This is a genomic window from Neobacillus niacini (genome assembly GCF_031456445.1).
Lineage (GTDB): Bacteria > Bacillota > Bacilli > Bacillales > Cytobacillaceae > Neobacillus > Neobacillus niacini_I.
Map to the genome: position 1 here is coordinate 18,666 of NZ_JAVDUQ010000025.1, position 14,437 is coordinate 33,102.

Annotated in this window: 15 protein-coding genes; 6 read left to right on the forward strand and 9 right to left on the reverse strand. The window is 37.8% G+C overall.

The features are described from left to right. Nucleotides 1–22 precede the first annotated feature (22 nt). From J2Y67_RS18360 to J2Y67_RS18395, 8 genes are all read right to left on the reverse strand, one after another. Nucleotides 23–1,132: an ABC transporter ATP-binding protein gene (locus J2Y67_RS18360; protein WP_310176308.1), complete on the reverse strand. Its 1,110-nt coding sequence runs from the start codon at nt 1,130–1,132 to the stop codon at nt 23–25. A 111-nt stretch (nt 1,133–1,243) separates the two neighbouring features. Next, the gene (locus J2Y67_RS18365) at nt 1,244–2,149 is read right to left on the reverse strand and encodes a PucR family transcriptional regulator (protein ID WP_310176309.1); all 906 of its coding nucleotides are present in this window, start codon (nt 2,147–2,149) and stop codon (nt 1,244–1,246) included. Nucleotides 2,150–2,252: 103 nt separating this feature from the next. Then, on the reverse strand, nt 2,253–2,444 hold the full coding sequence (locus J2Y67_RS18370; protein ID WP_310176310.1) for a hypothetical protein: 192 nt from the start codon (nt 2,442–2,444) through the stop codon (nt 2,253–2,255). 74 nt (nt 2,445–2,518) lie between these two features. Then, the gene (locus J2Y67_RS18375; protein ID WP_310176407.1) at nt 2,519–2,731 is read right to left on the reverse strand and encodes a YheE family protein; all 213 of its coding nucleotides are present in this window, start codon (nt 2,729–2,731) and stop codon (nt 2,519–2,521) included. A gap of 89 nt (nt 2,732–2,820) precedes the next feature. Then, a complete protein-coding gene (locus tag J2Y67_RS18380; RefSeq protein ID WP_310176311.1) occupies nt 2,821–3,996 on the reverse strand; it encodes a YheC/YheD family endospore coat-associated protein in 1,176 nt (391 codons plus the stop codon). Continuing rightward, on the reverse strand, nt 3,993–5,357 hold the full coding sequence (locus tag J2Y67_RS18385) for a YheC/YheD family endospore coat-associated protein (protein ID WP_310176312.1): 1,365 nt from the start codon (nt 5,355–5,357) through the stop codon (nt 3,993–3,995). Before J2Y67_RS18385 ends, J2Y67_RS18380 begins: the two co-directional genes overlap by 4 nt. Beyond that, entirely contained in the window at nt 5,335–6,447 is a 1,113-nt protein-coding gene (locus J2Y67_RS18390; RefSeq protein ID WP_310176313.1) for a YheC/YheD family endospore coat-associated protein, read from the reverse strand. Before J2Y67_RS18390 ends, J2Y67_RS18385 begins: the two co-directional genes overlap by 23 nt. A 3-nt stretch (nt 6,448–6,450) precedes the next feature. Beyond that, entirely contained in the window at nt 6,451–7,815 is a 1,365-nt protein-coding gene (locus J2Y67_RS18395; protein ID WP_310176314.1) for a YheC/YheD family endospore coat-associated protein, read from the reverse strand. Nucleotides 7,816–8,014: 199 nt separating this feature from the next. On the opposite strand from J2Y67_RS18395, the gene J2Y67_RS18400 reads away from it, so the two are divergent. The 4 genes from J2Y67_RS18400 (at nt 8,015) to J2Y67_RS18415 (ending at nt 11,914) form a co-directional block, all read left to right on the forward strand. Beyond that, nucleotides 8,015–8,362, forward strand: coding sequence for a YlbF/YmcA family competence regulator (locus J2Y67_RS18400; protein ID WP_310176317.1), 348 nt, complete (start codon nt 8,015–8,017; stop codon nt 8,360–8,362). A gap of 141 nt (nt 8,363–8,503) precedes the next feature. Beyond that, nucleotides 8,504–9,373 carry a Cof-type HAD-IIB family hydrolase gene (locus J2Y67_RS18405; protein WP_310176318.1) on the forward strand — a complete coding sequence of 290 codons (870 nt, stop codon included), beginning with the start codon at nt 8,504–8,506 and terminating at the stop codon, nt 9,371–9,373. Between the two features lie 115 nt (nt 9,374–9,488). Further along, nucleotides 9,489–11,000 carry a coproporphyrinogen III oxidase gene (locus tag J2Y67_RS18410; protein ID WP_310176409.1) on the forward strand — a complete coding sequence of 504 codons (1,512 nt, stop codon included), beginning with the start codon at nt 9,489–9,491 and terminating at the stop codon, nt 10,998–11,000. 125 nt (nt 11,001–11,125) lie between these two features. After that, nucleotides 11,126–11,914, forward strand: a complete 789-nt coding sequence (locus J2Y67_RS18415; protein ID WP_310176319.1) for an enoyl-CoA hydratase — start codon at nt 11,126–11,128, stop codon at nt 11,912–11,914. Nucleotides 11,915–11,953: 39 nt separating this feature from the next. Here J2Y67_RS18415 and J2Y67_RS18420 read toward each other — a convergent pair whose 3' ends face one another. Continuing rightward, nucleotides 11,954–12,139, reverse strand: a complete 186-nt coding sequence (locus tag J2Y67_RS18420; protein WP_310176320.1) for a YhzD family protein — start codon at nt 12,137–12,139, stop codon at nt 11,954–11,956. 126 nt (nt 12,140–12,265) lie between these two features. Here J2Y67_RS18420 and J2Y67_RS18425 point away from each other — a divergent pair, with 126 nt between their 5' ends. Then, nucleotides 12,266–13,165 carry an ABC transporter ATP-binding protein gene (locus tag J2Y67_RS18425; RefSeq protein WP_310176321.1) on the forward strand — a complete coding sequence of 300 codons (900 nt, stop codon included), beginning with the start codon at nt 12,266–12,268 and terminating at the stop codon, nt 13,163–13,165. After that, nucleotides 13,158–14,408: an ABC transporter permease gene (locus J2Y67_RS18430; protein WP_310176322.1), complete on the forward strand. Its 1,251-nt coding sequence runs from the start codon at nt 13,158–13,160 to the stop codon at nt 14,406–14,408. Before J2Y67_RS18425 ends, J2Y67_RS18430 begins: the two co-directional genes overlap by 8 nt. Nucleotides 14,409–14,437 lie beyond the last annotated feature (29 nt).

Consider the following 14,437-nt stretch of genomic DNA (forward strand, 5'->3'; position numbering starts at 1 on the left):
GGCTTATTCCAAAGAAGATCTATTAATCATTGTTTGGACGAATACGGAATTCGCTGTCAACATCAAAGAAATGAGCTTTATTTAAATCAAAGGCAAGTTCGATGGTATCTCCAGGTTTAACATCCGCACGTGAATCAAGTCTGGCAACGAAATCCTGTTCTCCGATTGTCGAATAAACCATCAATTCTGCGCCTGTTAATTCAGCTACATCGACTTTTGCAGAAATTTTTGTTCCGGCAGAAGCTTCAATGAAAACAGGCTCATCATGAATATCTTCCGGACGAATTCCTAGAATGATGGATTTTCCAATATAGCCTTGCTCACGAAGGTATTTCATTTTACCTTCCGGAACAGCAATGGAATTTTTTCCAACTATAAATTTTCCATCTTCCAGTTTACCATTTAAGAAGTTCATCGCAGGAGACCCAATAAAGCCGCCAACAAAAACATTTTCCGGTTTTTCATAAACTTCTTTTGGTGATCCTACCTGTTGGATGATCCCATCTTTCATGACGACGAGGCGAGTGGCCATTGTCATTGCCTCGGTTTGGTCATGGGTTACATAGATCATTGTTGTGTTAAGACGACGGTGAAGCTTTGCAATCTCTGCACGCATTTGAACACGAAGCTTAGCATCAAGGTTTGATAACGGCTCGTCCATTAAGAACACTTTTGCATCACGAACAATCGCACGGCCTAACGCAACACGCTGGCGCTGACCGCCGGAGAGCGCTTTTGGTTTACGGGTTAAATATGGTTCTAGACCAAGGATTTTTGCCGCTTCTTTTACACGACGGTCAATTTCGTCTTTTGGGAATTTCCGAAGCTTCAAGCCAAAGGCCATATTATCATACACGGTCATATGCGGATATAATGCATAGTTTTGGAATACCATGGCAATATCACGATCTTTTGGAGCGACATCATTTACTCGTTTGCCATCGATGAAAAAATCTCCCTTTGAAATTTCTTCTAAACCGGCAATCATACGGAGCGTTGTTGATTTCCCACAGCCGGAAGGACCTACGAAAACGATAAACTCCTTATCATCAATATGTAGGTTAAAATCTTCAACTGCCGTAACCTTATTATCGTAAATTTTATAAATATTATTTAATTTTAACTCAGCCATTTTGTTCTACCTCCCTAAATCGATTTATTCTATACTCAGTTTACAAAGAAAGGGGAAAATTCGATATAGACAGGTTGCACAAAAAATGAAAACGCTTTTTTGGGCAATGTGTTATTTTGATTGATGTTCGAAGAGTAAACAGGCTAGAAAGACGGTAAAGGCACCGAAAAAATCCTTTAATTGAATCCCTGTTTTCTCGATAAATTTATCAATTCGATACTGAAGTGTGTTTCGGTGAATATACAATTTTTTTGCAGTTAAACTGGCATTTAAATTATTTTCAAGAAAGGTTTTAATCGTTATATACATATCAGGGTCTTCATTAAATACTCCTGAAAGCTCTTGATGAACCATCTCCCGGAGATGACCAGGCAACTGAATCGTTAAAAAGGCTGGAAAAACACGCTGAAAAGTAAAAAAGCTGCTTTCAGACAGATGGTTTTGTCCAAATGTAAAGTATTCTTTTTCCCGCAAATATTGCGAAGCAAGTTCTTTTGTAAAGGGGGTAAATTTTCCAATATAAAAGAATGTTTTTGCGTAAAAGTCACTTTCAAGGGTTCCGGACATCGTAAATAAATCTTTCTCCGAAAGAGACATTTCATTTTTTTCTTCTATCACAATACCGCTATTTCCATTTTCCCAAATAATGATGACATCTTCGGAAAAAAAACCTTTTAATGCAGATTCTATCTCGATTCGTTCCAAGCCATTTCCTTTAAAGTGGAAATGGATAAATCTGATTTGGATATCCGGACTACCGGAAGGAGGCTGTCCATTTGTAAATAAAAATTTATACCATCCTTTTGAAGTATCGCTTGATGGGATAACAGGAAAATCAATCCATTCGTAAAGAGTTTTTAGCAGCATGAATTCTTGATCCGTTATTCTCTCTTTTGGAATACCTATCCATTCATTTTCGAGCTGGTTATAAAAGATATAAAATTGTTCGGAAGGTTGGTCAGGTTTTTTAGGAAATAAAACTGCGCCATCATACAATGATAATAATTTTTTCAACATCGCTCATTTCCCCGTATCAAATTTTTTTGTATGTATCTTCATTCCATTATATCAGGTTAAAGCAGAAAAAAAGGTTGAACCGAAAAACGGCTCAACCTAGTTTTTAATCGCATTCATATGGCGGTTCTTCTTCTACGAGGTCGCGGGCTTCTTCAATATTGGTCGAATCATAACGAGCATGAACCGATCCGCCTGCCATCCCCTCATTCATCATTCGGTCGATATCAAGATAAACTTGGTTACGGCCTTCGTATTCCAAATCTGAGTTTGTTACAATATCTTTTTCTTTTTTCAAAGACTATCGCTCCCTTTCCCATTTTCTACTATTAGTTTGTGGAAAGGTCTCGTTTTCATACGTAAAAGAAATGATTAGTGATCATAAACGTGATAAAGCATAAGTTCGTGAACCTGGCTTGTTAACGATTCAATTTCTTCGTGTAATGGGGTAGCAAGAGTCCATTCGATTTTTCCTGTTTGATGATAAATCCCTGTATATCTTTGCTTCTTATAGTAAAAGGAAAAACACCAGCCGGGAATATTTTGATTTTTAAATAGCGGCTTAAATTGAAAGTGCATGAGCATGGTAATCATCCCCCACAATAGTTGTCTCCCTTTAGCTTACCTTGTTCACGGGAAGAATGAAATATTGAATTCATGGAAATATTAAAAAATTAAAAATTAGCGATTTGGTAAAATAAGCTACAAAGCTGGTTAATTTTCTTATCTTCGATTTCTGTTTCGTCAAAACTCATGGGTTTTGAATTGACTTCATAAAGATAATAATTACCGGAATGGCTGACACAGGCATCAATGGAAAATTCGCCAAAGAATCCAAGCTCATCGGATAGAACCCTTCCTGCATGTTTGACGATGGTTTGAATAAAATCATCGTGTTCATTTGTTTGGAGCAGCCCATAGGGAAGAAGTCTGCCTCCTAAAGGAACATGAGTTGTAAGATCTTGATGATACGATTGGCGGATTCCTATTCCTGTAACTTGATAATCATTTTGTTCTGCGTGGACGAGAATTCGAAAATCAAAGCGATTTCCTTCAAATTGGGCTGAGTCAATCTCTTCCTGTGCCAAATAATTCTTCATTGTTAATTCCTTTTCCCAGTGCTCCCAAAAGGAATGAAAAGTAGGGAAATTTTCATTTTTATTAAGTCCCTGAAGACAAATTTTATTATTTTCGATTTGTTTCAATCGGTAAATTCCTTTTCCTTTCGCTGATTGAGCAGGTTTTAAATAAATCGTTCCATGTTTCTGAAGAAAGGAAAAAAGGTCTTCTTTATGGGCAGCTAAAATCGTTTTAGGCAAATATTTTTGGAGAATCGGGTGGTTTTTAAAGAGATAATATAGCTCATATTTGTCGATAAAACATGGATTGAAGAAAGGAATTTTTCTATCCTTCAAGATTTGGAAAAAACGTTGACTCCTTTCAGCCTGTTCTGATTTGCGAAAGGGTATTCGATTATAGACAAGATTAGGGTAGGGGGCAGTAATTTTAATCCACTTCTCCTGACTAGGAAGGAATGTATATCCTTCAATACTATCATGGTAAACTCCTTCGGATGTAAAGATAAAGCTTATTCCACCATGTGAAATAAGCTTTTTTTGGAGTTCTATAAAGAGAGGTCCGTTTCCTGTAACCGCCCCATTTCTTTTTCGAGCCGTCATGATCCCAATGAGCGGTCCAAGATGATTATTTTTTATCCCCAATTCAAAGCTCAAATGATCCGTATCGGCTTGATTATAGCTAATCGGTTTTTTTTCTCCTCCAAATGTATAGATCCCTTCTATCTCACTTTGATACCACTGTGCTGCAACCATGTCGTAGTATATTTTCATTTGAAAAGTTCCTCAGGATGCAGGATGGATTGCTCGGTAATAAAGATAGCAAATGCAATGGCGAGTTTACGGGTTAATAAGTCAAACTCTTGTAATTCAGGGTGATTGAAAATCGATCTTCCCGGTTTCGAATTGGCTTCAAAAAGCCAAACGTCTCCATTTCGGTCAATTCCTAGATCGAAGCCAATTTCACCAATGATTCCTTCCATATTTCGTTCGAGGGCTTCACTTAATAAGAGGGCTGCATTTGAGAGTTTCTCGGAGTAGAGTGTACTTTCTTCCTCTGGGAAAATTTCTCCGATGGTTTTAATGTCTCCACCACTTCTTTTATGGGTTGTAACACTGCCAAGCCCGGCAATTTTCGCTGCAATGGCCGTTACCTGCCATTTTCCTTCGTCATCCTTATTGGTATGAACGCGAAAATCAACCGGCCGCATTTCGTGACGAAGCAAATGGATTCCCTGTTGGACCAGCATCTTATCTAAACTTTGATTAGCAAAAACATTTGGAAATAATTTTTCAAGGCTTGAGAATTTCCGCAAACGATTCACAAAGTCTTCATCCTGGTAACGGCAGAAATATTCGCCGGTATGTTTATCATAAATGATTTGATGGACACCCAATCCAAGACTGCCATTTTTAGGCTTGATATAAACATGCCCAAATTTGGCCAGCATCGTTTCAATTAATGAAAAGGATGTAAACGGAATGGTTTCGGGTAAGAAGTTAGCGACTACATCATCCTGCTGAAGTCTTTCATAAACATCAAGTTTATTGAAAAATCCCGGATTATACCAAGGAATAAGGTAATCCTTTTGAAGTCTTTCTTTCACTTTTATTAATTTAGGATTCCTTTCGCTCTTCCGATTTGGGAGCCGGTCATAAATGACATTGGGGAATGGAACATCAAAGGTTTTCCATTTGTTTTTGTGGTAAAAATGCCCATTGATGATCCCCTGCTCCCAATCAATATGTTGTTCACCAAAAACAAAAGGCAGGGCGCCTACAGAATTTTTAACGGAGAGAAGCTTTGCAAATAGCTGTGTTCTCTCACCAATCGGCTGTTCGGGAAAGGGGGTGAATCCAGCGGTAAAAATGCCGATAAGCGGTCCGATATGAAGTGTTTGCTTATCTAAAAAAACGTGCAGCGGAACACCCAGATCTGGTAAGGAGAGAGCTTCTTGGATGGCCTTACTAAGAACAATTCGGTCATTCTTATCTGGATGCGGGAAAAAATGAACCTCGATGGATTTGGAACCGAAAGCCATTCTATTGATTGTTTTTCCCTTTAAGATGTAAGGGGGACAGAAAACAATATGTTGGTTGTTTGAAGCAATCTCAATTCGATAATGTTTTCTCATACAAGTTCTTCCTTTCTTGTAAATCAGACAAATCAGATTGCGAAAGGTAATTTCCATAGAGAAGCGGCGCAAGGTCAAGTGTTTCTTTTAAGTTTTTCCGGGTCTGCATGAGAACCTTCCTTCCGGGCTTCGAATTCATATCCAAAATCCAAAGGGACCCGTTTTTCGCCAGTCCAATATCAACACCAATTTCAAATAAAGGCAAAAACGCTTTTTCAAGTAATGGAGGAAGATTGGTAATAATATATTCTAATTCACTGCAAATAAATTCTTTATTATGTGCGGGTAAGGTGGAGAGCCATGTGGTGAAGTCGATGGCTGAACCGCCTGCACTTAAGTTTGACAGGATTCCACCTGTGGTTCCGACCCTAACTCCTTTTCCACGTTCAACCCATACTCCCTTTTCGTCCTTTTGAATAAAAATGCGGATATCAAATGGCTGAAAGTCATCATTAAATAGTTCTAGATATGGTTGATAAAGATATTTATGCTGTTTCAATAAAGTCTTTAACCATGCTGTTAATTTCGCCTCGTTTGGAAAAATACGTGAAATGATTTTTTTATTTTTTTCTGTTTTGACATGGAAGGTTTTGTCATTCTTTTTTACATAATAAATGCCATAGCCTTGTGAGCCATTAATCGGTTTTAAAATGATCTTTTTTGTTTTATTTAACTCTTTTAATAACACGGTTATATCATCTACCGGGAAGGAAGCCGGTAAATAAGCGGATAATATTGAACTGCGTAATGCTTCGTAGAGGTCTAATTTATTCGGCAGACCATATCCTAAAAAGGTAATATCATCTCTGCTCTTTAACCAGGAGACGATTGGGATGCATTGCTTCGAATGTTCATCGTCTCCATAAAAGCAGCGATCGTATAGAATGGAAGGAATGGGAAATTCACATTCCACCCAGCTCTTTGACCCTGAATCGAATTTTTTTCCTTTTACTTGAAGGGTATGGGGATGAATTTGGGAAGGAATAAAGCGGAAGCAATCCATACCGCAAGTGTGTGCATTTGCTGCAATTCCATCAAGATAGGAAGTCTCACTATCCATATTTAACGTCATAATACCGAATGCAATCAATGATTAATCCTCCTTTTTATCAAAAGAAAGTTTTGTACAAAAGCGGATAATTGCCTTTGCTGAAGGGCGAATTTTCCTATTCCCGTCCTCAAAGTTTTTCGATGGCTTGGAATTCACTTCAATAAGCCAAAGCTTCCCTTCATTGTCCACTCCAATATCGATTCCGAGCTCGCCTGTAATTCCTTGAGAATACCGGCTGATCGTTGTGGCAGTATCAATCGAAAGTTTTTTCATTTGCGAAATAAGCTTAGCGGCCATTTCTTTTTCTAAGGCGGTATATAAGGCCGGTAGGGGCTTCATAACCGTTCCACCTCTGGCAATATTTGATACAAATTCTTCTTCATGTGAAATTCGTGCTATAAGGGAGGTAACTGACCAATTATTCTCAATATTTTTATGGCATAAAGCTCTAAAGTCCATTGGACAGGATTCGTTCATCATTAGATGAATACCTTGCTGGATAATATAAATTCTATTACCCTGAATCATTTTTATTTGCTTATAGATATTTTCGATGGAGTCAACTGTTAACCATTCATTCGGAACTTTCTTTATGGAAGTTTTCAAACTATAACCGTTTTGATCACGCGTTAATCTGAAAATATTTTTTCCCTGACTCCCATGGATGGGTTTAATAAAGACCATTTCATATTTTTGCGTGAATTCTTCAAGATTTTCCTTCGTGAAGATTTTTGTCTCCGGAATATAGGAGTGAAGAAATTTTTCTTGGATTAATTGCTCATATACATCCCATTTAGAAAGAAATCGATCGTTAAACATGGGAATCTTTAATTGTTCGAGTCTTTCACGAAAGCTTCCAAATTGGCTGGACTTTTCCCGGTTCCGTGAGTGAATGCGATTGTAGACTACATCTGGTAAGGGGAGCTTGAAAGGAATCCATTTCCCTTCTTCAAGGTAATATCCTTGATTAGAAAATTCATCATCGGAAAAAACATAAAAAAAACCCCCTGCTTCAGAAATAACCTGGTGAAGCTCCTCACAGAACGTATGGACTGAACGAAAATTAGGTTCTTCCAGGTTTTTGAAATTAAAATCTGTTAAAAGTCCAATAATTGGTCCAAGAAACAAAGTGTGTGTCTCTATATCAAATTTTGTTTGGAACGTATATTGTTTTAGAGGTAAGCATAAATCTTTTATGAAGATTTCTGAAAGTGAGATTTCGTTTGCGACCATTTCTGTCGTTTTGATTTTTGTTAGAATGCTTTGTTTCCCTACTGTTACATTTAATTCCCACTCTCTTTTTAAATGTAATTTTTTCATTAATTCATTCGACATGAATACATGATTGTCGTCTTTATGGGCAGGTTTCCTTGGGATAATAGTGATTTTGGTTAAAATTAGGGACATGATCACTCCTCATTTGCTGAAGAATATAAAAAAAATAGGCATTAGCTGATATAATATCCTATGTAAAAATAATCGAAATTGTGATTTTAATAAAAAGAAACATGGGAGGGCTACGGGAATTTGTGACATTCTCGCTTTACTCGTCATAATTTGGTATAGTTGAGAGTAATTGTTGATTTAAAAAAGGAGTGGGCATAAAGTGGCTGTTAATTTATATGATGCAGCATATGCATTAGAAACATCGATTCGTCAGAGTGATGAGTTTGCACAATTAAAACAAATGTATAGCGAAGTAAATGCAGATCCGGCAGCGAAACAAATGTTTGATCAATTTCGCCAAATTCAAATGAATATTCAGCAAAAACAAATGATGGGACAAAATATCTCTGAAGCTGAGGTACAACAGGCGCAGTCAACGGTGGCACTTGTTCAGCAAAATGAAAAAATCGCCCGTCTCATGCAGGCTGAACAAAGAATGAGTATGATTATCGGGGAATTAAACCAATTAATTATGAAACCGTTAGAAGAGTTGTATGGCAACATCTAAAATGAATAAAAAAGCGTTCAGATGATTAGATCTGAACGCTTTTTTATTGAAAAAAACAACTTCTCCCTTTGTTCTATAAATAGGTAAAAAAACATAAATGTGATATAAGGGTAATTTCACCAAAGAACAGGGGGCAACATTATGATTTATCGCTTGCTTGCGTTAAATATTGATGGCACACTTCTTCAATCAAATGGAAAAATTCATAAATCAACGAAGGAAGCCATTGAATATGTGGAGCAGAAAGGGATTTACGTAACGCTCGTGACTTCAAGAAGCTTTCCCTCGGCGCGTAAAGTTGCCAGGGCTTTAAAAATAAAAACACCACTCATTACCCATCAAGGCGCCTTTATATCCAGTGTGCAAGAAAAGCCCATCTACATGAAAAGGATTAATGAAGAAATCACCTATGATACGGTACGATTGTTAGAAACAGTACCTTGCCAAATTCGGCTTGTCCATGAACAATTTTCATTAGCCAATAAATTAAAGCTTCATAATAATTTATTGGCGAAAACGGTTTTTACATCCGGTGACCCCGTTTTCTATTCCCAGCAATTTGTTCCGTCCTTAAGCGAATATTTACATGATCAGCCGGTAAACTCACCGAAAATCGAGGTTTATTTTGAAAAAGAAAGCGACCTTAAGGATGCTAAAATAGCGCTCGAGAAAATGTACACCGAAATTGATATGATTGAGCTGGATTCACTCCGTTTGGATATTGTTCCTGCAGGGGTGTCAAAATTAAGCGGATTGAGGTATCTTGGAGGGCAGCTCGGGATTAGTACAAAGGAAATGGTCGTGATTGGCGAAGGAATCGATGATATCCCGCTAATTGAAGAGGTTGGACTTGGGGTAGCAATGTGGAATGCCTGCTTTGAAGTGAAGAGAGCTGCTGATTGGGTAACACGTTCTCAAAACGAGAATGGAGTTGCCTATATGGTGAAAGAACATTTTAGAAAGCAGCAGCCAATCGAATTTTTAAGGAAAATGAATATTATCAAAAAATAATATATAGAGGATATCATGGCATTGCCTATGGTATCTTTTTCTTTTGGTTTTCATTATATTGACCTTAATATAGTGTTTTTGTACACTTAAGGAAGCTTAATTTGAGGTGAGTTTATTGAAAATATCCATTTTAGGGTTAGAGGATACAAGATTTGATCGGCCGCTCCGGTTGATTGCCAATTTGTTTTTTGAAGAATCACAGATTCTAAAAGAATATGATGAAAAAGCAGATATAAGGATAAAGTTTTCTATCCAAATAAATCAATTTGTGACAGTCTCGGCAGAATTAATGAGCCTATCCGGAAAAAAGAGAACAGCGGAATACGAAAAAGAACTGATGCCGGCTGTTTCAGATAAAGAAACATTTAAACAAATTAAAAATGCTGTTGCTCATGTCTATTTAACAGTGTTGCAGGACTTTACAGGGATGATTCAAAAATGGGGGATTTTGACCGGGGTTAGACCAACGAAGCTGCTCCATCGTAAAGTTCAAGAAGGTGTCCCTATGGAGCTTGCTCATCAGCAGTTAAAGGATGATTATCTGATTACAGATGAAAAAATCAACTTAATGCAGCAGATTGTGGACAGGCAGCTGTCGGTGGTACCTGATTTATATTCATTGCAAAAAGAAGTTAGTATTTATATCGGGATCCCATTTTGCCCGACAAAATGTGCTTATTGCACGTTCCCGGCCTATGCAATCAATGGCCGCCAAGGATCAGTTGATTCCTTCCTAGGCGGACTTCATTATGAAATGAAAAAAATTGGCCAATGGCTTAAAGAAAAAGGAATTCAAATTACAACCGTTTACTATGGCGGAGGGACGCCGACTAGTATTACCGCAAAAGAAATGGACATGCTTTATGAAGAAATGTATGCATCATTTCCCGATGTTGAAAAGATTCGTGAAATCACTGTCGAAGCAGGACGACCTGATACGATTACTCCTGAGAAATTAGAGGTTTTGAAAAAGTGGAAGATTGACAGAATTAGTATCAATCCTCAGTCTTATACGCAGGAAACCCTAAAAGCAATCGGACGGCACCACACCGTAACCGAAACGATTGATAAATTTCATTTGGCCCGTTCTATGGGGATGAATAACATTAATATGGATTTAATTATCGGTCTGCCGGGGGAAGGAATGCCGGAATTTACCCATTCACTTGCTGAAACGGAAAAACTGATGCCAGAATCGTTAACGGTTCATACGCTATCGTTCAAACGGGCTTCTGAAATGACTCAGAATCGGGAAAAATACAAGGTCGCTGAACGCTCTGAAGTAGAGAAAATGATGGAGCTTGCGCAAGTTTGGACAGAGGATCATGGCTATGTGCCGTATTATTTATATCGTCAGAAAAATATTCTTGGTAATCTCGAGAATGTCGGTTATTCGCTTCCGAATCAGGAAAGCATCTACAACATCATGATTATGGAGGAACAGCAGACCATTATTGGTCTTGGCTGCGGTGCTGCAAGTAAATTTATTGACCCGGTAACCGGAAAAATCACTCACTTTGCCAATCCAAAAGATCCGAAAACCTATAATGACAGTTTTGAAGCCTATACAGAAGAAAAGATTAAAATCTTAAATGAGCTATTTTCGGAGAAAGGTTCTCCTGCCTAAGCAGCAGGGGAATTTTTTGTTACAGTTTAGCAAGGAAAATTCCCTATATTGTGAAAACTTGTTTTTATCCCTTCCATTTCCATTTATAATAGAAATGAGAAAAAATGGGGGGAGTTTTGATAGCGATGAATCATTCTGTTACAGAAAAGGTAAGTGTCACTGTAAATGGCCGTGTGGCAATGGTAGAGATGAACCGGCCGGAAGCAATGAATGCAATGGACATTGATTTAATTAAGGGTTTAGTCATCAAGTTAAAAGAAATCAGTGACTCGGATGAAATCGATATTGTCGTGTTAAAAGGAAAAGGCAGAGCCTTTTCAGCTGGTGGAGATATTAAAACCATGCTTTCGAATACGGATGAGAGTGAGTTTTTTCCCGTTATGGATTGCATAAGTGAACTAATTGTAACGCTTTACAGCATACCGAAGCTAACGATTAGTGCTGTCTCTGGTGCTGCAGCAGGTTTAGGATTTAGTTTAGCATTGGCAACAGACTATATTATTGCAGATCAAACTAGTAAATTAGCCATGAATTTTATCGGCATTGGGCTAATCCCTGATGGCGGGGCCCATTTCTTTTTAGAAAAGAGAGTAGGAGAATTAAAAGCAAAGCAGATTATTTGGGATGGGAAGATGATGAAACCAGATGAGGCTTTGGCGCTCGGACTCATCCAAGAAGTGGCAGAAGGTGATATCGAGGATACACTGGAGACCAGAATTTCAGATTGGTTAAGCCGTCCTATACAGGCGATGATCAAAACGAAAAAGATTTTAGCAGAAAAAAACCGCCCGCAATTGCTTAAAATTTTGGAATTAGAAAAGTACGGGCAATGTAAAATGCGGCAAACCCATGACCACCAAGAAGGTATTCAAGCATTTATTGAAAAAAGAAAACCAAACTTTATCGGAAAATAATGTAAAAAAGAAGCCATTTGGCTTCTTTTTTGATATGATTTAAGAGTGAAAAAGTAAAAGTTTACCGCTTGGAGAGGTGACACGATGGGTTTTTTCTAGTAAGTTTTTTTCTGATAATAGTTTCGTGCCTAATTCTTTTGCTGCATCATCATGGTCTGCTTGGAAGGCTTCATCTAAAATCTTTTCCCCATTTGGTTCAAATGCAGTTATTTTATAAGTTATCATCCTGAAATCCCCCTATTTAATAGATTAATACTATTATTTTTGCATAATTCTTTAAATTTAGCAAAATAAAAAAAAGAAACTTTTCGGCAGTTCTTCTCGTACTAATGGTAAAGGAGTGATGGAAAATTGGTACTTCAACTTAGGTCTGTGTCAAAACGATTTGGACAGTTTATTGCCGTAAATGATTTATCGCTTATGATACCGGAAAAAGAGATGTTTGGTTTTTTAGGGGCAAATGGTGCCGGCAAAACAACTACCTTCCGAATGATATTAGGATTGCTTGAACCAAGTGATGGGAAAATAACGTGGGATGGTAAATCGATTGATTATTCAACAAGCCACTTGGTCGGATATCTTCCAGAAGAAAGAGGTTTGTACCCTAAACTAAAGGTCAGGGAGCAAATTGTTTACTTAGCGCGGCTAAGAGGGATGCAAAAGGCAGAAGCCGTAAAGGAATTACATACTTGGCTAAACCGCTTTAAAATCCCGGAATATGAGAATAAAAAAATTGAAGAGCTTTCTAAAGGAAACCAGCAAAAAATTCAATTTATTGCTGCTGTCATACATAAACCAAAGCTGTTAATTCTGGATGAACCTTTTAGCGGTCTTGACCCCATCAATGTAGAACTATTAAAAGAGGCAGTGGTCGCCCTAAAGGAAAACGGTGCGACCATTGTGTTTTCAAGTCACCGGATGGAGCATGTGGAGGAAATGTGTGAACATCTATGTATTTTGCATAAGGGAAGCCCTGTTGTTCATGGATCCTTGAAAGAGATTAAGCGTACTTTTGGCAAAAAGAATCTGGTTATTCACGCTGATTTTCCACTAGATTTTTTAAAAAGTCATTTTGGGGTGTTAAAAGCAAAAGAGACGATGGAAGGAATTCATCTGCAGATTGAAGGAGAAAGGGTTGCAGAGCAAATTTTACGGGAAATTGTCGGCAAAGGCTTTATTCGTAAATTTGAACTTGAGGAGCCTTCCTTAAATGATATTTTTATTGAGAAGGTAGGGGATTCGTATGAATAGTTTTTGGATTATTTTATTCCATACCTATGTAAATAAATTAAAAACAAAATCCTTTCTTTTTACTACATTGTTAACAGTAGCAATCGTTCTAGGCTTAACTAACATTCACAATATTATCAATGCTTTTGATAAAAATAACGGAAAAGAAAAGGTTGCAATACTGGATGAAACCGGGCAGCTGTATGAGCCTTTAAAAAAGCAAGTAAGCATGATAAATAAGGATATTTCACTTACTCTTTATAAAGGCAGTTTCGAAAAAGCAGAAAAAGCCGTTGAAAAAGGTGATTACAGCGCAATGATTCAGCTGCGTTATAATGAGGAAAAATTGCCGGAAGCTTCCTTTAAAGCAATGAGCATTGCTGATTCTGCCCTTTTTACCGACCTGCAAACCAGCCTCCAGCAAGTAAAAACGGTGCTGGCGGCTACAAAAATCCACTTAACACCGGCACAGCTACAAAAGCTTTATGAACCTGTTTCGATTAAGAAAGTGGCTCTGGAGAAAAATGCGAAAACAGAAGAGGAATTAAACCAGGCAAGGGGACTAGTTTATGTTCTGCTTTTCATCATTTATTTCTCGGTCATTATGTACGCGAATATGATTGCGATGGAAGTGGCCATCGAAAAATCTTCAAGGGTAATGGAAATATTAATTTCAAGTGTTTCACCAATCAAGCAGATGTTTGCGAAAATAATCGGAATTGGTCTTTTAAGCTTAACTCAGCTTGCCATTTTTTTGTCAATCGGTTATGTCTCATTAAAACAGAATATGGAATCCTTGAAGGAAGGTTTTTTCGGTGTTACTAGTTTGGGGGACATCCCGGTTGAAACGATTTCCTATGCGGTTATATTCTTTATTCTCGGCTATTTTCTCTATGCAACACTTGCGGCTTGTTTAGGATCACTGGTCAGCAGGATCGAGGATGTGCAGCAGATGATTACGCCGATGACCTTACTCGTCGTCGGAGGCTTTATGATTTCCATGTTTGGTCTAGGAAAGCCGGATTCATCCTTTATCACGGTTACATCCTATATTCCTTTTTTTACCCCGATGATTATGTTTTTACGGGTTGGAATGCTGAATATCCCCGCCTGGGAGTCGTTCATTGGCATCGCCCTCCTTATCGGAACAATCGTAGCATTAGCGGTATTTGGTGCACGTGTATATAAAGGAGGCGTTTTAATGTATGGGAAATCTAATTCCTATAAGGATATTAAAAAAGCACTTCAATTAAACGAAAAATAAATAAGCTTTTAAAAAGAATATCTGCCACT